Source organism: Rhizobacter sp. (assembly GCF_035702065.1).
GTDB lineage: Bacteria > Pseudomonadota > Gammaproteobacteria > Burkholderiales > Burkholderiaceae_C > Rhizobacter.
The window spans coordinates 1-20,352 of sequence record NZ_DASSRA010000204.1; the positions used below are offsets into that span (position 1 = coordinate 1).

The window sequence follows — 20,352 nt, forward strand, 5'->3', positions numbered from 1 at the left end:
GTGCTGGGGCATGCGGGCCTGCGTTCGCTGGGGCAGTGGTCGTATTCGATCTACCTGTGGCACTGGCCGCTGGTCGTGGCCTTGCGCATGACGGATGCCTTTCTCGACCAGCCGCAGCTGGCGGCTTTTGGCGTGGCGGCGCTGTCGGTCGTGTGCGGTGCGCTGTCCTACCGCTGGGTGGAGAGCTATTCACAGCAGGGGTGGGTGCGGCTGAGGCGGCCCGTGCTCGCGATGGCCGCGGCTGCGCTGCTGGCCGTCGGGGCGGCCGTTTCGGGCGGCTGGCCGGGGCGTGGCGAGGCCGGAGCGGCCTACGGCGACTACCTCGCTTCGGTGCGTGCGGCGTACTACCCCGACCGCTGCAGCAACTTCATGAAGACGGTGCAGGACATGCAGGTCTGCAGCGTGCGCAAAGGGTCGTCGCCGCCGCGCATTCTCGTGATCGGCGACTCGCATGCCGAACAGCTGTACCCGTGGTTCGTTGCACACAGCGGCGTGACGGTGGACTTCTACACCCAGGCCGAATGCCCGCCGGTGCCGAACTTCGAGCGTGTGCAAAGCGGTTTTCACTGCCGCGACTATGCCGGGGCGGCCTGGGGCAAAGCAGCCACCGAGCCCTACGACACCCTGGTGCTGGCCGCGTACTGGCCCAACATCGGCCTCAACGGCGCGCCGTACTGCCATGCCGAGCGCCATGCGCCTTGCTCCCTGACGGAAGGCAGCCGGAAGCAGGCCCTGGTGCGAACGGAACTGAAGCTCGCCATCGAGTCGCTGCTCGCGCAGGGCAAGACGGTGGTGATGCTGGCGCCGACCCCGGCGTCGCGTGTGCGGGTCCCGGAGCGCATCGCGCGCGAACGTTTCTGGTTCGGCGAGGTGCGCTTGCAGATCGACGCCCGGACCCTGGTCGAGCAGACCGGCTGGCTCACGCCGCTCTTCGAGGAGCTGCGGGGGAGGCCGGGTTTCCATCTGATCGACCTCAACGATCAGCTGTGCACCGGCCAGGTCTGCAAGGTCTACGACAGCGAGCTGAAGCGGCCCGTTTACATCGACGAAAGCCACTTCGACCCGGTCTGGATGTCGACGCACGGAGACGCGCTGGCCCCCTTTGCGCGGGCGCGCTGAGGGTGCGCTTCAGCGCTTGGCAGTTGCCGGGTCCACCGAGCGCCAGAACGACACCGGATGGTGGCTGCCGTTCTGGTGAGGCTTCCAGTTGTCGAAGCGCTCCAGGTACGGCGAGGCATCGAGCACGGCGGCCTGCAGCGGGTTCTCGTAGATGATGCGCAGGTCGCGCGGGCGCTTGGCGAGCTCGGTCTCGAGCTTGCCGATCACGGTCTTCATGGTGCCTTCGCCGAAGGGGTTGAACATGAAGAGCACGGTGGTGTCGGCCAGGGAATAGTCTTCGGCCGAAGCGCAGACGAAGCTGATGTCGCGGTGCTTGAGGCGGCTGCTGCGCAGGCTGTCCTGGGCTTGTGCCGTGAGCGGTCCGTCGATCTCGACGCCGACCGAGCGCTTGGCGCCGAGCCACGCGGCCGCGAACACCGCGCGGCCCAGGCCCGAGCCGAGGTCGACGACCACGTCGTTCGGCCCCACGCCAACGTGTCGCAGGTCGTGGAGGATGCGGCGGTAGCGGGTCGGCACATAGGCACCGCGCCAGTCGGCCTGGCCGTGCTCGCCGACTGCGGACAAAAAGCCCACCGTGTGCACGCCGAAGCGGCGGTCCCAGAACTCGTCGATCGGGTGCTTGAGCCGGGTTTTGAGGTGCATGCCCTTCAGGCGATTGAGCAGGCTTTTCATGGTCACTCAGGGCCGGGCCCTGTCCTCCGGTTTGTAGTGGGTATTCTTTGTGGTGTCAGGCCGTTTCCCAAAAGCTCATCGGGTGCGGGCTGCCGTGCTGGCCCGGGGGCCAGTCGCCGCTGCGACGCAGCCGCGGGCAGGCGTCGAGCACCTCGGCCTGGAGCGGGTTCTCGTAGACGATGCGCAAGCGGCGGGGCTTCTTTTCCAGCCCAGCTTCGAGCTGCTGCACCACGCCTTGCATGATGCCGGCGCCGAACGGGTTGAACATGAACACGAGGGTCACGTCGTCGAGCGGGTAGGCCTGGGCTGGAGCGCACACGAACTCGATGTCGCGCTCTTTCAGCCGGCTGGTGCCGTGGCTGCGCCGGGCCTGCTCGACCAGCGGGCCGTCGATCTCGACGCCCACCGAGCGGCGGGCGCCCAGCCAGCTTGCGGCGTACACCGCGCGGCCCAGCCCGCAGCCGAGGTCGACCACCACGTCGTCGGCGTTCAGGCCCACGTGGCGCAGGCCGGCGATGATGCGCCGGTAGTGGGTGGGCACGTAGGCGGCACGGAAGTCCGGTGCTTCGTAGTCCCCCACCTCGGGCAAGAAACCGAGGGTATTGACGCCGAAGCGGCGCTCCCAGAACTCATCCACAGGGTGCAGCAGGCGGGTCTTGAGGTGCAAGCCCTTGAGGCGGTGGATCAGGCTCATGCGGCGCTCTTGCCGAAGCGTGCGCCGATGTCGGCAGAGAGCTTGTCCATCAGGGCATAGCGGCGGCGGTAGAGGGCGCGGTTCTTGGCTGCGATCTCTTCCATGGGCCGCTGCGCGGGCTGCAAGGGCAGCTGCCAGAACCCACCGCCGGCCGGCTCCCCGTTGTGCTCGGCCCAGATCTCGTTGTAGTCGAGGTTGAACTTCTCGTTGGGGTTGGTGGTGAAGTACGGGTGGCGGTGGTGCCGCTCCTCTTCGGCGATGCAGAGAATCCGCTGCACGCCCAGGTGATGCATCAGGAGCTGGAAGGCCTTGACCAGGAAATCGCGCGAGCGCATGCCCTGTAAACCCTTGGCGACTTCCTTGTAGGTGGCCAGCGCCGCCTCGGAGTTCGAGCCCTGTACCGCACCGACGTACACCACGCGCTCGCCGCCTTCCATGCCGAAGGAGAAGCACAGCGTCATCATGCGGTCGTCGCCGATGAACTGGTTGAAGACGAGGCTGCCTTCGCGCAGGCACCAGAAGGCCCGGTCGACAGTCAGGCGCAGGCCGGGGTAGACCTCGTTCATGTCGGCGATGAGCACCGAGCCGTTACGGGCCATGTCGAGTGCGGCCATCTCGCCTTGCAGTGCCTGCATGTGCTGCGACAGTGCCTCGAAGCGCTGCGCCACCGACCAGCTGGCATGGATGTAGGGCCACTCCACGAAGCCCAGGGTTTCGGGATGGGCCTGCAGCTCGGCGAGCAAGGCCTGGTGTTCGCCGCGTGCCAGCATCTCGCGCAGCACCGGGCGAGCCTTCGTCGCCGCAGACAACAGGGCGTACCAGTTCTTGAGCGTGCCGAGCTTGCGCGAGGGGTAGATCTTGCGCGCCGCCGTCAGCATGAACGGCAGGCTGAGGTCGGGAGTGCGGGTGGGCGGCAGGCGGGAGGCCACGGCGCTCATGGGGACGCAGTGACGGCCAGGCCGCTCAAACGGGTGCGGTCGCGGACCGAAACGGCGCTCAGCAAGGCGTTGGCGAACACCTGGTGCTGGTCGAAGGCCTGCACCGGGTTGTCATCGATCGACGACACGCGAAACAGCAGCCCATCGTGAATCTGCCCCGTGAGGCCGAAGCGAAGCTGGACCAGGCGCTGCTCGAAACGGTTGCTCACCGCCGTGTCGCCCATGGTGAACCAATAGGTGACTGGCTCCTTGCGGGGGCCCATGCTGGTGCTCAGTTGGCGGGTGGCGATGTTGCCGTAGGGCGTGACGATCTGGGCCGGGGTGCTGCTGTGCAGCGCGAAGCCCTGGGCCGGGTAGCAGACCTCCGGCTTGTGGGCCTGCAGGCTGCCGCGCTGGTCGTCGCCGTAGGCGAGCGACAGCATGATGCGGTAGCCGTCGGCGTTGACATAGGTGCGGGTGAGCACCTGGCTGTAGAGCTTGTCGAGCAGCTGCTGGGTCTGCGGGTTGACGACCTGCGCAGTCTGGCTGGGTAGCTCGCGCCAGCCGCCGAACTGCCGGGGCACCGCGTCCTCGAGCACGAGCTTCGGGCTGGTGGATGCGGCCGCAGGCGCCGGCCGCACCACGATGCCGACGACCGACGCCGACGCCATCAGGCAGGCCATCAATGCCGCCAGCTGCAAGGGCTTCATGCCTTGGCACCTGCCCCGCGGCTGCTGCGCCCGATGCCGATGTACTCGATGCCCAGCGCATTCATCATCGCCGGGTCATAGAGGTTGCGGCCGTCAATCACCACCGGCTGCTTGAGCTTGGCCTTGATGGTGTCGAAGTCGGGGCTCTTGAACTCTTTCCACTCGGTGATGATGACGAGCGCGTCGGCACCTTCCAGCGTGAGCGCCACGTTGTCGGCAAAGCTCAGGCCGGGTATGCCTTCCATCACGCGCTTGGCCTCGGGCATGGCCACCGGGTCGTAGGCGGTGATGCGGGCACCGCGGCGGGCCAGCTCGGCGATTACCACGCGGCTGGGGGCTTCGCGCATGTCGTCGGTGTTGGGCTTGAAGGCCAGGCCCCAGACGGCGAAGTTGCGGCCGGTGAGGTCTTGGCCGAAGCGCGCGGTCACCTTGTCGACCAGCACCATCTTCTGGCGCTCGTTGGCGGCCTCCACCGCGTGCAGCACCTTGAGGTCGACGCCCTCGTGCTTGGCGGTGGTGATCAGCGCCTTCACGTCCTTGGGGAAGCACGAACCGCCGTAGCCGGCACCGGAGTAGAGGAAGTGGTATCCGATGCGCGGGTCGCTGCCGATGCCCTTGCGCACGGACTCGATGTCGGCCCCGACCTTCTCGGCCAGCAGCGCCAGCTCGTTCATGAAGCTGATGCGCGTGGCCAGCATGGAGTTGGCCGCGTACTTGGTGAACTCGGCGCTCTTCAGGTCCATGATCAGCAGGCGATCGTGGTTGCGGATGAAGGGTGAGTAGAGCGCGCGCATCAGCAGGATGGCCTGGTCGTCGTCGGCACCGATCACGATGCGGTCCGGGCGCATGAAGTCGTCGACCGCGGCACCTTCCTTCAGGAACTCGGGGTTGGAGACAACCGCGAAGTTGAGGTTGAGCTGGCGCTTGGCCAGTTCTTCTGCCACCGCGGCGCGCACCCGCTCACCGGTGCCCACCGGCACCGTGCTCTTGTCGATGATGACCTTGTAGTCGGTCATGTGGCGGCCCACGTTGCGCGCGGCTTCGAGCACGTACTGCAGGTCGGCAGAGCCGTCTTCATCGGGCGGCGTGCCCACGCCGATGAACTGCAGCGTGCCGTGGTTGACGGCAGACACGATGTCGGTCGTGAACTGCAGGCGGCCGGCAGCGCGGTTGCGTGCGACCATCTCCAGCAGGCCCGGCTCGTGGATGGGCAGGCCGCCTTCGTTCAGGATGCGGATCTTCTCGGCATTCACGTCGAGGCAGACGACGTGGTTGCCCATCTCGGCCAGGCAGGCGCCGCTGACCAGGCCCACATAGCCCGAGCCGATGACAGTGATCTTCATGAAAGCTTCTTCTCTGGTGGATGGCCCGCGTCAGCCGCGGCCGTAGGTGTCCTGGAAGCGGACGATGTCGTCTTCGCCGAGGTAGCTGCCGGACTGCACCTCGATGATCTCCAGCGGCACCTTGCCGGGGTTGGCGAGGCGGTGCACCTGGCCGAGCGGGATGTAGGTGCTCTGGTTCTCGGTGAGCAGGGTGACCTTGTCGCCGTTGGTCACTTCGGCCGTGCCGCTGACCACGATCCAGTGCTCGGCGCGGTGGTGATGCATCTGCAGGCTCAGGCTGGCGCCCGGCTTGACCATGATGCGCTTGACCTGGAAGCGCTCGCCCGAGTCGATGCTGTCGTACCAGCCCCAAGGGCGGTGCACCTGGCGGTGCAGGCTGTGCTCGCTGCGGCCGGAGGTCTGCAACTGGCTGACGATGGCCTTCACGTCCTGGCTGCGGCTGCGGTCAGCCACCAGCACCGCATCGGGGGTTTCGACCACGACCACGTCGCTCAGGCCCACCACACCCACCAGGCGGCTGGTGGCGTGCACCAGGGTGTTGCGGCTGTCGCGCAGCAGCGTGTCGCCGACGGCGGCGTTGCCGGCGCTGTCTTTCTCGCTGACCTGCCAGACGGCATCCCAGGCGCCCAGGTCGGACCAGCCGGCGGCCAGGGGCAGCATGCGGATGTCGAATTCGGAGCCGGGGCACTTCTCCATCACCGCGTAGTCGATCGACTCGCTGGGGATGGCGGCGAACTCGTCCTTGCCGGGGCGCACGAAGGCAGCATCGATGGTGTGCCCCGCCCAGGCGGCGCGGGTGGCTGTGGCGATGTCGGGGCGGAAGCGCTCCAGCGCCTTCAGCCACACCGAGGCCCGCACGACGAACATGCCGCCGTTCCAGTAGTAGTTGCCTTCGGCGAGGTAGCGCTGGGCGGTTGCGGCGTCGGGCTTCTCGACGAACTGCGCCACCTGGGCCGCCTGTGCGCCGCCTTTGGCCGCGGCCGCGCGGATGTAGCCGAAGCCGGTCTCGGGCCGGTCGGGCGTGATGCCCAGGATCACGATCGCGCCTTGAGCCGCCACGCGAATGGCCTCCTGCATGGTGGCGGTGAAGGCTGCCTCGTCGGTGACGGTCTGGTCGGCAGGGGTGACCACCAGCACGGGATCGCTGCCGTGGGCGGTGGCCTGCAGCGCGGCCAGCGTCATCGCCGGCGCGGTGTTGCGGCCGGTGGGCTCGAGCAGCACCGTGGCGCCGTCGAGGGCCAGTTCGCGCAGCTGGTCGAGCACCAGGAAGCGGTGCTCTTCGTTGCCGACCACGCTCGGTGCAGCGATGGCCAGGCCCTCGCAGGCCAGGGCCGAGAGGCGGTTGGCGGCCTGCTGGAAGAGGCTGCGGTTGCCTTGCAGGATCAGGAACTGCTTGGGGTACAGGGCGCGGGAAAGCGGCCACAGGCGCGTGCCGCTGCCACCGGCCATGATGACCGGCTGGACGGCGATGGGGGAGGAAGTCTTCGTCATGAAAGCGTGATACCGGGGGACGGACTAGCGCAAGGTGAACTGGGCCGAGCAGGTGGCGACGGTGGCCTTGTAGGCGGTGATGTTGACCGTGTCGCGGTCTTCGTAGTTGACGTCACAACCCAGTGTGATGCTGCGCGTGGGGAGGTAGTTGATGGCGAGGCCGTAGCCGGTGAGGCGTTCTTCTTCGCCGGTGGTGAGTGTGCCTCGGCGGTAGCGGATGTCTCCGTTCATGGAGATCTTGCTGGTCATCGCGTAACGCGCCTGCACCTGCGTGCTGGTGCTCAGGCTGCTCTGGTCCACCGGCAGGGGCGCCGAGCCGCCGGGCGGGATGCCGAGGAAGGTGGTTTCAGTGCCGGTGTCGCGGGTGATCGAGGTGGTGAAATTCAGCTTGGCCGTCGGGCGGTAGTCCCACGCCAGGGCACCGGTCACGGCCGATCGTTCGTTGTTCGATGGCAGGGTGTGGGTTTCCTTGGTCGAGCTGATGCGCACGTTCAGGGTGCTGGCGCCTGTGGGCGTCCACGACGTGGTGAAGTCGATGTCGCGGCGATCGAGTTCGTCTTCGTAGGGCGGCGTGGCCTGGAACTCCGGCGTGCGGCCCTTGGTGGCCCGGTAGCCCAGCCCGAAGACGAGCAGGTCCGCGGTGCCCCAGCGGAAACCGCCGCTCAGGGCGTCCTGGTTGTAGTTGCGGTTGGCGTAGAGGTCGGTGCGGTACTTGAGGTCGCGATGCTCGTAGGCCGCATTGAACGACAGCTTGGAGGTCATGCCGAAACGTGCCGAGGCCATGAACTGCTGCGTGATCTGGTCGCTCGGGACGGTCGACCCATCCAGGGTGCCGAAGTCGGCCAGGCTGTTGCGAGCCGAGTAGCGCAGAGCGCCCGAGAGGAACTCGACCGTCTCCCAGTCCATGCCGGCGTTGACGGCGAAGCTCTTGTTGTTCAGCAAGTCGACGGTGTTGTAGCGGTTGATCTGGGCGGAGACGTCACCAAACAGCCGCTGGCGGCCGATCGGCTGGTCGAAGCCGGCCAGCAGGCTGGTGATGGAGATGGTTTCGGAGATCTCGTTGGACGCGCTGCGGTAGAGGTTCGAATCGTGCGAGAACGCCTGGCTGACGCCGATGTAGTACGGCGAACGTTCGACAGGCGACGCTTCCTGTCCCAGGGCCGGAGCCGTGGCAGCCATCGCGCACAGCGTGGCCCACATGGGTGTCGCGATGCGGCGTTGGATGAGTCGATGTTGTGACATGCGGTGACCTCGATGCTGTGACGGAGAACGCCCGAGCCAGGCTCAGTACGCGTTGCGGTCAAAGAACACCAGGCGGATGGTACGCACAATGATCTGCAGGTCGAGACCGAGCGACCAGTTACGCAGGTACTCCAGGTCGTACTCGACGCGGGCCTGCATCTTCGCCACGGTGTCGGTCTCGCCGCGCTGCCCGTTCACCTGGGCCCAGCCGGTGATGCCGGGCTTGACCTTGTGTCGCACCATGTAGGCCTTGACGATGCGGCGGTATTCCTCGTTGTGCGCCACCGCATGGGGGCGCGGGCCGACGATGCTCATGCGCCCCTGCAGCACGTTGAAGAACTGCGGCAGTTCGTCGAGCGATGTGCGGCGGATGAAAGCGCCGAAGGGCGTGACGCGCGAGTCGTTCTTGGTGGCCTGGCGAACCACGGAGCCGTTGTCCTGCACGGTCATCGAGCGGAACTTGTAGACGTTGATGTCTTCGCCATCCAGGCCGGTGCGCCGCTGCCTGAAGATGATCGGCCCTGGCGAACTCAGCTTGACGCCGATGGCGATGGCCAGCAGCAGCGGCGAGATGAGCACGATGATGGCCGAGGCCAGCACCACGTCGCTGACCCGCTTCACCAGCTCATTGGTGCCGGTGAAGGGCGTCTCGCAGATGCCCACCACCGGCAGGCCGTTCATGTCCTGCAGGCGGCCCTGGATGATGCTGATGCCGAACACGTCGGGCACGAAGAAGAGCGAGGCGGTGGTGTCCTGGATCTGCTCGAGCAGCTCGACGATGCGTGGCTGCGAGCCGAGCGGCAGGGTGATGAAGACTTCGCGGATCGAATGCCGCTTGATGAAGGCGGCCACGTCCCTTAGTCCGCCCTTGACCTCTTCCATGGCCAGGCCGTCGACGCGCGCATCGGCGCGGTCATCGAAGTAGCCGAGGAAGTCGACGCCCTTGTCGTCGCTGTGGGTCAGCGCGCGCGCGACCTTCACCCCCAGCGGGCCGGCGCCCACCACGATGGCGCGGCGGCGCGCCTCGGGCAACGCGGCCTGGCGCAGCACGACCTGGCGGCCCACCCACACCGCCAGCCATTGCGCGACCGGCGTGATGAAGATCCAGGCGATGACGGCGTTCTCTTCGAAGTAGCTGATGCTGCGCGTGACATAGCCGCACAGCAGCAGGACACCGATCAGCACCACCCAGGAGGAAACGATGTCGACGCTGGCAGCCAGCAGGTTTTGACGGAAGCGGTTGCGGCCCGGGAAGGTGAGCGCGAAGACCAGCAGGCACAGCACGAGTTCGGGCCGGCCGACGAAGGCATCGAGGTAGAGGTTGGCTGCCAGGAACGAGACGACCGTGATGGTCGGCTCGAGAAAGGCGGCCAGCAGCGAGGTCACCGACTGAGGCGCGCTGTAGAACGTTCTCTTGTACGGGCGGTCTTCGAACATCGCGATGGGTTGGTCCACTTGGCGCCGCCTTCCGTGGGGGAGTGTTGGCACTGCCTAGGCATCCGGTGTGCCAGAGCCTGTGTTCGATGCCATTTCGGGTGGGCATCGACTGCGAGCTACGCGCCGCAGGCTCTTGGAACGCAGGGATTCTTACTCAACTGTGTGACGGGATCAGACCCGCAAGTGTGGGGGGAGCGCACACTTGCGGGGGCTCCCGCCGTGCATGCTTCACGCTTGGGCGTGGCGCTACTTGTAGCCCTGCGGATTGCGGCTTTGCCAGCGCCAGGTGTCGGTGCACATCTGAGCCAGGTCGCGCTTCGCCGACCAGCCCAGCAGCTCGCGTGCGCGCGTCGGGTCGGCGTAGCAGGCGGCCACATCGCCCGGGCGGCGCGCCACGATCTGGTGCGGCACGGCCTTGCCGCTGGCCTGCTCGAAGGCTTTGATGACCTCCAGCACGCTGTAGCCGCGCCCGGTGCCCAGGTTGAGGGTGAGCGAGCTGCCGCGCGCGAGCAGGTGGCCGACGGCGGCCACGTGGCCCTCGGCCAGGTCCATCACGTGGATGTAGTCGCGCACGCCGGTCCCGTCAGGCGTGCCGTAATCCCCACCGAACACCTGCAAAAACGGCCGTTTGCCCACCGCCACCTGGGAGACGTAGGGCATCAGGTTGTTGGGCGTGCCGCTCGGGTCCTCGCCGATGTCGCCGCTCTCATGGGCGCCCACCGGGTTGAAGTAGCGCAGATACGCCACGGCCCAGGCCGGTGTGCAGCGCTCCAGCTCGCGCAGGAGCTCCTCGCCCACCAGCTTGGTGGTGCCATAGGGGTTGGTGGCCGACAGCGGCGAGTCTTCGGTGATGGGCAGCTTGTCGGGCTGGCCATAGACGGTGGCCGATGAGCTGAAGACCAGGCGCCGCACGCCACGCGATTCCATCACCTGGGCCACGTTGACCAGCCCGCCGATGTTGTTGCGGTAGTACTCCAGGGGCTTCTGCATGGATTCGCCCACGGCCTTGTGGGCGGCGAAGTGCACCACCGCGTCGATGGCGTGTGCATCGAAGATCTGCTCCATCGCAGGCTTGTCGCCCACGTCGGCCTGCACGAACACCGGCGTGCTGCCGCTGAGCCGTGCCAGACGTTCCAGCACCTTGGGCGAGCTGTTGGCGAAGTTGTCGACCCCCACCACGTCGAAGCCGGCCTGCTGCAGCGCGAGCCAGGTGTGGGAGGCGATGTAGCCGGTCGCGCCGGTGAGAAGAATGCGAGGCATGGGTGCTGTCGGGGTCGAAGTGCGCGCGATGATAGGCCTCGTGTCCGAGGTGTCGCAGCCCCTGTATCAAGGGACGTGCCGCCTACAATTCCCGGATGCTGAACATCTTCGCCTCGCTCGGCTCCGCGGCCATGGAGCGCATCACCCTCCTGCTCAACCACGTGATCGCGGCCGAGACGGTGGCCACCGAGAAGCTGAGGCCGCACAGCGGCCGCAGCATTCAGCTGCATTGGACAGGCTGGCCTGGTTTGCTGCCGGCGCCTCCCTTGGTGGCCTTCGTCATCACGCCGGCCGGCCTGCTGGAGTGGTGTGGTGAGCAGGCTCCCGCCCAGCCCGACCTGAAGGTGAGCCTCGACGCCTCCAACCCATTGCGCCTGGTGGGGCAGTGGCTTGCGGGCGAGCGCCCGCAGGTCGGCATCGAAGGCGATTCAGCCCTCGCGGCCGACGTGAGCTGGCTGATCGACAACCTGCGCTGGGACATCGAGGACGACATCGCCCGCATCATCGGCCAGGGGCCTGCACACGAGCTGGCGCGAGGCGCCACGGCTGTTTCGGCCGGCTTCCGCGAGGCGGTGCGTGCGCTGCAAGGCCTGATGGCGCGCGGGCCTAAATGAGGCATCTCGCCCGGCTGATCTTCATCGTCTACACCGTCCTGCGCTTCGGCCTGGACGAGTTGGCGCTCTCGGGCTTCCGCCAACGCTGGGTGCGCGCGCTGGTGCGCGTGATGACGCTGGGCCGCAAGCTCGATGCGCCGCCCGGCTATCGCCTGCGCGAGGCGCTGGAGCGGCTGGGCCCCATCTTCGTCAAGTTCGGCCAGGTGCTCTCCACGCGGCGCGACCTGTTGCCGCCCGAGATCGCCGACGAGCTCGCCAGGTTGCAGGACCGCGTGCCGCCGTTCCCGGCGGCGGTTGCGCGCTCGCTGGTCGAGCGCGCCTTCAAGCAGCCCATCGAGGCGGTGTTCGCGAGCTTCGAGGCCGAGCCGGTGGCCAGCGCGTCCATTGCGCAAGTGCACTTCGCGGTGCTGAAAGATGGCCGCGAGGTTGCCGTGAAGGTGCTGCGCCCCGGCATGCTGGCCGTGATCGACGACGACCTCTCGATCCTGCGCCAGCTGGCTCGCTGGGTCGAGCGACTCTCGGCCGACGGCAAGCGGCTCAAGCCGCGCGAGGTGGTGGCCGAGTTCGACAAGTACCTGCACGACGAGCTCGACCTGGTGCGCGAGGCTGCCAACGCGGCCCAGCTGCGGCGCAACATGGAAGGCCTCAACCTCGTCATGGTGCCCGAGATGATCTGGGACCTGTGCACCCAGAGCGTGATCGTGATGGAGCGCATGAAGGGCGTGCCCATCAGCCAGACGCAGCGCCTGCGCAGCGCCGGCGTGGACATCAAGAAGCTGGCGCGCGACGGCGTCACCATCTTCTTCACCCAGGTGTTCCGCGACGGTTTCTTCCACGCCGACATGCACCCCGGCAACATCCAGGTCAGCATCGCGCCCGAGACCTTCGGCCGCTACATCGCGCTCGACTTCGGCATCGTGGGCACGCTCACCGAGTTCGACAAGGACTACCTGGCGCAGAACTTCATCGCTTTCTTCCGGCGCGACTACAAGCGCGTGGCCGAACTGCACATCGAGTCGGGCTGGGTGCCGCCCAGCACCCGCGTTGAAGAACTCGAGGGCGCGATCCGCGCGGTGTGCGAGCCGCACTTCGACCGCCCGCTGAAGGACATCTCGCTCGGCCAGGTGCTGCTGCGCCTGTTCCAGACCTCGCGCCGCTTCAACGTCGAGATCCAGCCGCAGCTCGTGCTGCTGCAGAAGACCTTGCTGAACGTGGAAGGGCTGGGCCGCCAGCTCGACCCCGACCTCGACCTGTGGAGCACGGCCAAGCCCTTCCTGGAGCGCTGGATGAACGAGCAGGTGGGCTGGCGCGGCTTCGTCTCGCGCCTGCAGAAAGAGGCGCCGCACTACGCGCAGCTGCTGCCGGAGTTGCCGCGCCTGCTGCACGAGGCCTTGAAGGCCGCCGGCCGCGGCCCGGACTCGCAGGTGCTCGAGGCGCTGCTGATCGAGCAGCAGCGAACGCGACGTTTGCTGGGTGCGGTGCTGTGGATCGTCGTCGGCCTGACGGCGGGTGTCACCGCGGCAGCCGCCATGCTTTGGCTGGGCTGAACGCCGCCTGAAGACGCCTCGTCGCGCAGCGCGCGTCGGGTCGCACGAACACTCCAAAGGACGAAGAACACACGGGCGGGTAAGCCCGGATGTAGAAATATTTCGTCAAAATAAAATGGCGCAATAAATTTCGGAGGGGCCGTGGCCCGCAACCGGCATGGCGCGTCTCAGTTCCCGTCACCTGTCCCAGCTGCACCTGTACCAGGTGCTGCATGCCGTGCGCGGCCACGGCGGGCCGATGTCGCGGGCCGAGATCAACGCGGCGACCGGGCTCAGCCAGCCGGCGGTCTCGTCGCTCACGCGGCGCTTGCTGGACAGCGGGGCGCTCATCGAGGCCGGCGCGCGGCCGGGGGGCGGGGGCGGGCGCCCCGAGCGCGAGCTTGCGCTCAACCCCGACTTCGTCTGGGTGGCCGGCGTCAACATCTCGCTGTACCAGCTGACCGTGACGCTCACTGACTTTGCGGGCCAGGTGCGCCACACGCGCGGCACGCCACTGTCCACGCCGATGTCGAAAGCAGCCCTCGTCAAGCAGCTCGTGAAGGAGGTGCGGGCGTGCGTGGCCGAGGCGGGCGGGGCGCCAGTCACGGCGCGCCTGGCCGGCGTGGGGGTGGCGCTGCCCGGTTTCGTCGATTCCGTGGGCGACGTCGTCCACTGGTCGGCGGTGTTCGAGGCCGAGAACGGCTCGACGGCCGTGAGCAAGCTGTCCGGCGCGCTGTCGAAGGCGCTGGGCGTGCCGGTCTTCATCGAGAACGAGGCCAACATCCGAGCGCTCGCCGAACAGTGGTTCGGGCAGGCGGCACGCCTGTCGCACGTGGCCGTCGTCACGCTCGCGCAGGGCCTGGGGCTGGGCATGATGATCAACGGCGAGCTGTACCGCGGCCGCGCCGGTCTCGCGGCCGAGCTCGGCCACATGCAGATCGAGGCTGGCGGGCGCCAGTGCCATTGCGGCAAGCGCGGCTGCCTGGAGGCCTACGTCGCGCACTACGCGGTGGTGGAGCAGGGGCAGGAGGCGGGCGTGCTGCCGGCTGGCGAGATGCCGCCGCAGGCGGTGGAGTCGGCCTACGACGAGCTGGCCCGTGCGGCGCACGCCGGCAACAAGGCGGCGCGACGGATCTTCGAACGCCAGGGTCGCCAGCTTGGCACCTGGATCGGCAACGTGGTGAACCTGCTCGCGCCGCAGCTCGTGATCCTCGACGGCGGCCGGCCCGCCGCGATCGAACTCTACGAAGCGCCGCTGCGCGCGGCGATGGACGACGCGATGGCCTTGCCCCACCGCGGCAACGTGCGGCTGGTCATCGGCCACGAGAGCGGCGAATCCTGGGCGCGTGGCGCCGCCTCGCTGGTGCTGCAGCGGCTCGACGAATCGGCAGAGATCGTGGCCTCGGCTTCGCGCCACGACTTCGAAGAGGTTTCCCCCAACCGGCAGTGAGACGGACTGCCACACCAGCCCCAGACCGCCCGGCCACCGCTCTGCGCCGGGCATGCGAAACGCACGTAAACCTAGATCGGAGACAAGCATGAAATTCGCCCACAAGATCCTCACCGGTGTCGCGATCGGAACTGTCTGCACCCTGGCGTCGGCACAGGCCGTCGTGGGGGTGAGCTGGTCCAACTTCCAGGAAGAACGCTGGAAGACCGACGAGGCCGCCATCAAGGCCGAGCTCACCAAGCTCGGCGCCAAGTACATCAGTGCCGATGCCGGCGGCTCGCCCGAGAAGCAGATCGCCGACGTCGACGGCCTGATCGCCAAGGGCGCGACCGCGCTCGTGATCCTCGCGATGGACAAGGACGCCATCGTCCCCGCGCTGGCCAAGGCCAAGGCGAAGAACCTGCCGGTGGTGGCCTACGACCGGCTGATCGAACAGCCCGGCGTCTACTACATCACCTTCGACAACAAGGAGGTCGGGCGCGAGCAGGCGCGCGGCGTGTTCAAGGTCCGCCCGAAGGGCAACTACGTCTTCATCAAGGGCTCGCCGACCGACCCGAACGCCAACTTCCTGCGCGACGGCCAGGGCGAGGTGCTGGCCGACGCCATCAAGAAGGGCGACATCAAGGTCGTGGGCGAGGAGTACACCGACGGCTGGAAGCCCGAGACCGCGCAGAAGAACATGGAGCAGATCCTGACGCGCAACAACGGCAAGGTCGACGCGGTGGTGGCCTCCAACGACGGCACCGCCGGCGGCGTGATCGCCGCGCTGTCGGCACGCGGCATCAAGGGTGTGCCCGTCTCGGGCCAGGATGGCGACCACGCCGCGCTCAACCGCGTCGCGCTGGGCACGCAGACCGTCTCGGTCTGGAAGGATGCGCGCGTGCTGGGCCGCGAGGCCGCCGCCGCCGCAGTGGCGCTGGCCGCCGGCAAGAAGGTCGACGGCACGGTGACCTGGGCCGAAGGCGAGAAGAAGGTGGCGATGCAGTCGAAGTTCCTGAAGCCGGTGTCCATCACCCGCGACAACCTCGACGTGGTCATCAAGGCCGGCTGGATCAGCAAGGACGCGGTCTGCAAGGGCGTGGCGAAGGAAGCCGCCCCGGCCGCCTGCAAGTAAAGCGACCCTCACCCTGACGGGCTGGGCCGGCTCCACGGGGCCGGCCCCCCGCATCAACATGAACAGCAGATACCAGATCAGTGCCCTCGACCTGCGCCTGGCCCTGATGGCCGCGGTGCTGGCCGTGATGGCGCTCGTCTTCCACCTGGTGACCGGCAACTTCCTGTCGCCGGAGAACCTCTACAACATTGCGCAGCAGACGGCGGTCAATGGCATCGTCGTCACCGCCATCACGCTCATCATCGTGGCGCGCCAGATCGACCTCTCGGTCGGCTCGGTGCTCGGCTGCGTGGGCGTGCTGGTCGCGTTCCTCATGTATTCGCAAGGTTGGCACTGGGTGCCCGCCGCACTCGCCGGCCTGGCGATGGCACTCGCCGTCGCGCTCTACCAGGGCTGGCTGACAGCGGTGGTGGGCGTGCCGTCCTTCGTCGTCACGCTGGGCGGGATGATGTCGGTCCGCGGTGCTGCCTTCCTGGTGGCCGACGGCAAGACCCAGCCGGTCACCGACCCGGTCTTCCTGATGCTGGGCGGTGGGCTGGACGGCGCCGTCGGCCCGCTGTGGAGCTGGCTGCTCGGCGCGGCCCTGGTGGTGCTGATCGTCTGGTCCGGCCTGGCGCGGCGCGCCCGCAAGACGAAGCACGGCTTCCCGCTGCGCCCGCTGGCCTTTGATGTGGCGCTGATGACCGCCACCTCGCTGGGCGTACTGGCCTTCGTCGCGACCATGAACGCCTACCGCATCGGCGACAAACCCGAGGCCCAGGGCGTGCCCATCCCCGTGCTCATCTGGGCGGTGGTGGTGATGGGCGTGAGCTTCCTCGTGCGCCGCACGCGCTTCGGCCGCTACGTCTTCGCCATCGGCGGCAACCCCGAGGCGGCGCTGCTGGTCGGCATCCCGGTGCGGCGCGTCACGATCAAGCTCTTCCTGCTGCTGGGCGCGCTGACCACGCTGGCGGCGGTGGTCGCCGTCGCGCGGCTCAACGCCGGCACCAACTCGCTCGGGACCAACATGGAGCTCTACGTGATCGCCGCCGCGGTGATCGGCGGCGTGGCCCTCTCGGGCGGCAGCGGCACGGTGCTGGGCTCGGTGCTGGGCGCGCTGATGATCCAGTTCCTCGACAGCGGCATGCTGCTGATGGACGTGAGCATCGGCTGGCGCATGGTCATCATCGGCCAGGTGCTGATCGTCGCCGTGGTGTTCGACGTCGTGTACCGGCGCATCACTGGCGAGAGGCTCACGACATGAGCGCGCCGCTGATCGACATCCGCGGTGTCAGCAAGACCTTCGGTGGCGTGCGCGCCGTCGACGGCGTGAGCCTGCAACTGCACCCCGGCGAGGTGGTGGCTGTGCTGGGTCACAACGGGGCGGGCAAGTCCACGCTGATGAAGATGCTGGCGGGCGCGTACGCGATGGACGGTGGTGAGGTTCTCGTCGATGGCCAGCCTGCGCACATCACCTCGCCTTCGGAATCGCAGGCGCTGGGCATCGAGACCATTTACCAGACGCTGGCGCTGGCCGACAACCTCGACGCGGTGGCCAACCTCTTTCTCGGCCGCGAGCTGGTGTCGCGCTTCGGCCTGATCGACGACGATCGCATGGAGCAGGCGGCGCGCCAGACCTTCCACCGCCTGAACCCCAACTTCACCAACATCCGCGTGCCGGTGCGCGCGCTCTCCGGCGGGCAGCGCCAGGTGGTCGCGATCTCGCGGGCGCTGTACTTCAAGGCGCGCGTGCTGATCATGGACGAGCCCTGCGCGGCGCTCGGCCCGGAAGAGACGCGCATGGTCCACGACCTCGTGCGCCGGCTGAAGGCCGAGGGCGTGGGCATCTTCCTCATCACGCACGACATGCCGGACGTGTTCGGCCTGTCGGACCGCCTGAGCGTGATGAAGAACGGCCAGGTCGTCGGCACCTACCGTACCGGGGACCTCACGGAGGACGAGGTGCTGGCGATGATCATCGGCGGCAAGCCCGTCACCCGCGTCGAACAGAGGAGCGCGCCATGAACGCCATCGGGCTGGACCTGGGCACCTCGTCGGTGAAGGCCGTCCTGCTCTCGCAGGGTGGCGAACTGCTCGGCGAGGCGAGCGCGCCACTCGAGGTCTCGCGCCCGCACCCGCTGTGGAGCGAGCAGGACCCGGACGACTGGCTGACGGCGGCCGAACTCGCCATGCGCCAGCTGCGCGAGCGCGCCGGTGATGCGTGGCAGCAGGTCGCCACCCTCGGCGTCGCCGGCCAGATGCACGGCGCCACCTTGCTCGATGCCGCGGGCGAGGTGCTGCGCCCCTGCATCCTCTGGAACGATGGCCGCAGCCAGGCACAGTGCGTGGCGCTGGAGGCGCGCGAGCCGGACACCCGCCGCATCACCGCCAACCCCGCCATGGCCGGCTTCACCGCGCCCAAGTTGATGTGGGTGCAGCAACACGAACCGGAGATCCATGCACGGGTCGCCAAGGTCCTGCTGCCCAAGGACTGGCTGGTGTGGCAGCTCGCCGGCGTGATGAGCGGCGACTGCTCCGATGCCTCCGGCACGCTGTGGCTGGACGTGGCGCGCCGCCGCTGGAGCGACACCATGCTGCAGGCCACCGGCATGCGCGCCGCGCAGATGCCCGAGCTGCACGAGGGCTGCGACGCGGTCGGCACGCTGCAACCGCGCTGGGCCTCGGCTTGGGGCCTGCCGATCGGCATCACCGTCGTGGCCGGCGCGGGCGACAACGCCGCCGGTGCCGTGGGCGTGGGCGTCACGCGGCCGGGCACCGGATTCGTCTCGCTCGGCACCTCGGGTGTGGTGTTCGTCGCCACCGACGGCCCGCAACCCAATCCCGACCGCGGCGTGCACGCCTTCTGCCATGCGCTGCCCGGCGTGTGGCACCAGATGGCGGTGATGCTCTCGGCCAGCAGCGCGCTGAGCTGGTGGTGCGGCGTGGCCGGCAGCCCGCCTGAGGCATTGCTCCGCACCCTGCAGCCCGGCGAGGTTCGCGCCGCGGCGCCGCTCTTCCTGCCCTACCTCTCGGGCGAGCGCACGCCGCACGCCGACCCCGGCGCGCAGGCCGGCTTCATCGGCATGACGCACAGCACGACGCGCGACGACCTGAGTTACGCGGTGCTCGAAGGCGTGGCCTTCTCCTTCGCCGACGGTGCCGCCGCGCTGCGCGAGACCGGCGAGCTGCCGCAGCGCCTGCTCGCCATCGGCGGCGGCGCGCGGTCCGACGCCTGGCTTCAGTTGATGGCCGACACGCTGGGCGTGACGCTCGATCGCCCGAGCGGCGCCGAGGTCGGCCCGGCGCTGGGCGCGGCACGCCTCGCGCTGAAGGCGCGCGGGGTGCACCTCGTTGACGACACGCCGCCCATCGCACGCAGCTTCACCCCCGATCCCGGCCGCGCCCAGGCGCTGGCCGAACGCCTGCAACGCTTCCGCACGGCCTACCGGCCGGTGCGGCAGCTCATTCCGAAGGAGACCCCATGAGCACCATCTATTCCGAGATCGACCCCATCCGTTACGAGGGGCCGAACAGCAGCAACCCGCTGGCCTACCGCTGGTACGACCCCAAGCGCGTGGTGCTGGGCAAGACGCTGGCCGAGCACCTGCGCCCGGCGGTGTGCTACTGGCATTCGTTCTGCTGGCGCGGCGAAGACCCGTTCGCACTCGGCACGCCGCTGTTCGAGCGGCCCTGGTTCCAGGGCGAGCCGCTGGCCGCCGCCAACCTGAAGCTCGACGCCGCCTTCGACTTCTTCTCGCGCCTGGGCCTGCCGTACTGGACCTTCCACGACCGCGATGTGGCGCCCGAAGGGGCCACGCTGCGCGAGTCCAACGCGCTGCTGGACACGGTGCTGGAGCGCGCTGCCCGCAAGATGCAGGACACCGGCGTCAAGCTGCTGTGGGGCACGGCCAACCTGTTCTCGCACCGCCGCTACATGAGCGGCGCGGCCACCAACCCCGACCCGGCGGTCTACGCCTGCGCCGCGGCCCAGGTGCAGCACGCGCTCGAATGGACGCACCGGCTGAACGGTGAGAACTACGTGCTGTGGGGCGGCCGCGAAGGCTACGAGACGCTGCTCAACACCGACATGAAGCACGAGCTCAACGCCTACGGCCGCTTCCTCGCGAGCGTGGTCGAGCACAAGCACCGCATCGGCTTCAAGGGCACGATCCTGATCGAGCCCAAGCCCAAGGAGCCGACCAAGCACCAGTACGACTACGACACCGCCACGGTCTACGGCTTCCTCAAGCGCTTCGGGCTGGAGGGTGAGGTCAAGGTCAACATCGAGGTCAACCACGCGACGCTGTCGGGCCACAGCTTCGAGCACGAGGTGAGCACGGCGGTGGCGCTGGGCATCTTCGGCTCGCTCGACGCGAACCGCGGCGACGAGCAGCTCGGCTGGGACACCGACCAGTTCCCCAACAACCACGCCGCGCTGGTGCCGGCGCTACTGGAGCTCATCCGCGGCGGCGGCTTCACCACCGGCGGCATGAACTTCGACGCCAAGGTGCGCCGGCAGAGCATCGACGCGGCCGACCTGTACGAAGGCCACGTCGGCGGCATCGACACGCTGGCGCGTGCCTTCCTGAGTGCTGCGGCGCTGTACGAGGCCGGTACGCTGGAGAGCGCGCGGGCTGCGCGTTACGAGGGGTGGAAGCAGCCGCTTGGCGCCGCCATCCTGGGGGGCGCCAGCCTGGCCGAGGTGGCCGCGATGGCCCATGCGCAGGGGCTGGACCCGCAGCCCCGCTCGGGGCGGCAGGAGCGGCTGGAGAACGTGGTCAACC

At 68.3% G+C, this 20,352-nt stretch carries 18 protein-coding genes; 9 read left to right on the forward strand and 9 right to left on the reverse strand.

Annotated features, from left to right (window positions below; genetic code table 11):
* A partial coding sequence (locus VFL64_RS09460) for an acyltransferase family protein (protein WP_489540131.1) occupies nt 1-1,119 on the forward strand: 1,119 nt, incomplete at its 5' end.
* Between the two features lie 9 nt (nt 1,120-1,128).
* Here VFL64_RS09460 and VFL64_RS09465 read toward each other — a convergent pair.
* From VFL64_RS09465 to galE, 9 genes are all read right to left on the reverse strand, one after another.
* Nucleotides 1,129-1,791 carry a methyltransferase domain-containing protein gene (locus VFL64_RS09465; protein ID WP_489540132.1) on the reverse strand — a complete coding sequence of 221 codons (663 nt, stop codon included), beginning with the start codon at nt 1,789-1,791 and terminating at the stop codon, nt 1,129-1,131.
* Between the two features lie 55 nt (nt 1,792-1,846).
* Nucleotides 1,847-2,485 carry a methyltransferase domain-containing protein gene (locus tag VFL64_RS09470; RefSeq protein WP_489540133.1) on the reverse strand — a complete coding sequence of 213 codons (639 nt, stop codon included), beginning with the start codon at nt 2,483-2,485 and terminating at the stop codon, nt 1,847-1,849.
* Nucleotides 2,482-3,423 (reverse strand): DUF535 family protein, encoded by a 942-nt coding sequence (locus VFL64_RS09475; protein WP_489540134.1) that lies wholly within the window; start codon nt 3,421-3,423, stop codon nt 2,482-2,484. The genes VFL64_RS09470 and VFL64_RS09475 overlap by 4 nt, the downstream gene beginning before the upstream one ends.
* Entirely contained in the window at nt 3,420-4,112 is a 693-nt protein-coding gene (gene epsI / locus VFL64_RS09480; protein ID WP_489540135.1) for an exosortase-associated protein EpsI, B-type, read from the reverse strand. Before epsI ends, VFL64_RS09475 begins: the two co-directional genes overlap by 4 nt.
* Nucleotides 4,109-5,455: a UDP-glucose dehydrogenase family protein gene (locus VFL64_RS09485; protein ID WP_489540136.1), complete on the reverse strand. Its 1,347-nt coding sequence runs from the start codon at nt 5,453-5,455 to the stop codon at nt 4,109-4,111. Before VFL64_RS09485 ends, epsI begins: the two co-directional genes overlap by 4 nt.
* Nucleotides 5,456-5,485: 30 nt before the next feature.
* Nucleotides 5,486-6,946 carry a mannose-1-phosphate guanylyltransferase/mannose-6-phosphate isomerase gene (locus VFL64_RS09490; protein WP_489540137.1) on the reverse strand — a complete coding sequence of 487 codons (1,461 nt, stop codon included), beginning with the start codon at nt 6,944-6,946 and terminating at the stop codon, nt 5,486-5,488.
* Between the two features lie 24 nt (nt 6,947-6,970).
* Nucleotides 6,971-8,188 (reverse strand): porin family protein, encoded by a 1,218-nt coding sequence (locus VFL64_RS09495; RefSeq protein ID WP_489540138.1) that lies wholly within the window; start codon nt 8,186-8,188, stop codon nt 6,971-6,973.
* A 42-nt stretch (nt 8,189-8,230) separates the two neighbouring features.
* On the reverse strand, nt 8,231-9,625 hold the full coding sequence (locus VFL64_RS09500) for an undecaprenyl-phosphate glucose phosphotransferase (RefSeq protein ID WP_489540148.1): 1,395 nt from the start codon (nt 9,623-9,625) through the stop codon (nt 8,231-8,233).
* 246 nt (nt 9,626-9,871) lie between these two features.
* Nucleotides 9,872-10,885 (reverse strand): UDP-glucose 4-epimerase GalE, encoded by a 1,014-nt coding sequence (galE, locus tag VFL64_RS09505; protein WP_489540139.1) that lies wholly within the window; start codon nt 10,883-10,885, stop codon nt 9,872-9,874.
* A 95-nt stretch (nt 10,886-10,980) separates the two neighbouring features.
* On the opposite strand from galE, the gene VFL64_RS09510 reads away from it, so the two are divergent.
* The 8 genes from VFL64_RS09510 to xylA all read left to right on the forward strand — a co-directional run.
* The gene (locus VFL64_RS09510; RefSeq protein WP_489540140.1) at nt 10,981-11,499 is read left to right on the forward strand and encodes a hypothetical protein; all 519 of its coding nucleotides are present in this window, start codon (nt 10,981-10,983) and stop codon (nt 11,497-11,499) included.
* Entirely contained in the window at nt 11,496-13,046 is a 1,551-nt protein-coding gene (ubiB, locus tag VFL64_RS09515) for a ubiquinone biosynthesis regulatory protein kinase UbiB (RefSeq protein WP_489540141.1), read from the forward strand. The genes VFL64_RS09510 and ubiB overlap by 4 nt, the downstream gene beginning before the upstream one ends.
* A 157-nt stretch (nt 13,047-13,203) precedes the next feature.
* A complete protein-coding gene (locus tag VFL64_RS09520; protein WP_489540142.1) occupies nt 13,204-14,475 on the forward strand; it encodes an ROK family transcriptional regulator in 1,272 nt (423 codons plus the stop codon).
* A gap of 88 nt (nt 14,476-14,563) precedes the next feature.
* A complete protein-coding gene (gene xylF, locus VFL64_RS09525; RefSeq protein WP_489540143.1) occupies nt 14,564-15,589 on the forward strand; it encodes a D-xylose ABC transporter substrate-binding protein in 1,026 nt (341 codons plus the stop codon).
* A gap of 58 nt (nt 15,590-15,647) precedes the next feature.
* Complete coding sequence (locus tag VFL64_RS09530) at nt 15,648-16,832, forward strand: sugar ABC transporter permease (protein WP_489540144.1); 1,185 nt, start codon at nt 15,648-15,650, stop codon at nt 16,830-16,832.
* Nucleotides 16,829-17,593, forward strand: a complete 765-nt coding sequence (locus tag VFL64_RS09535; RefSeq protein WP_489540145.1) for an ATP-binding cassette domain-containing protein — start codon at nt 16,829-16,831, stop codon at nt 17,591-17,593. The genes VFL64_RS09530 and VFL64_RS09535 overlap by 4 nt, the downstream gene beginning before the upstream one ends.
* Entirely contained in the window at nt 17,590-19,053 is a 1,464-nt protein-coding gene (gene xylB, locus VFL64_RS09540; RefSeq protein WP_489540146.1) for a xylulokinase, read from the forward strand. Before VFL64_RS09535 ends, xylB begins: the two co-directional genes overlap by 4 nt.
* On the forward strand, nt 19,050-20,352 hold a 1,303-nt coding region (xylA, locus tag VFL64_RS09545), incomplete at its 3' end, for a xylose isomerase (RefSeq protein WP_489540147.1). The genes xylB and xylA, both read left to right, overlap by 4 nt.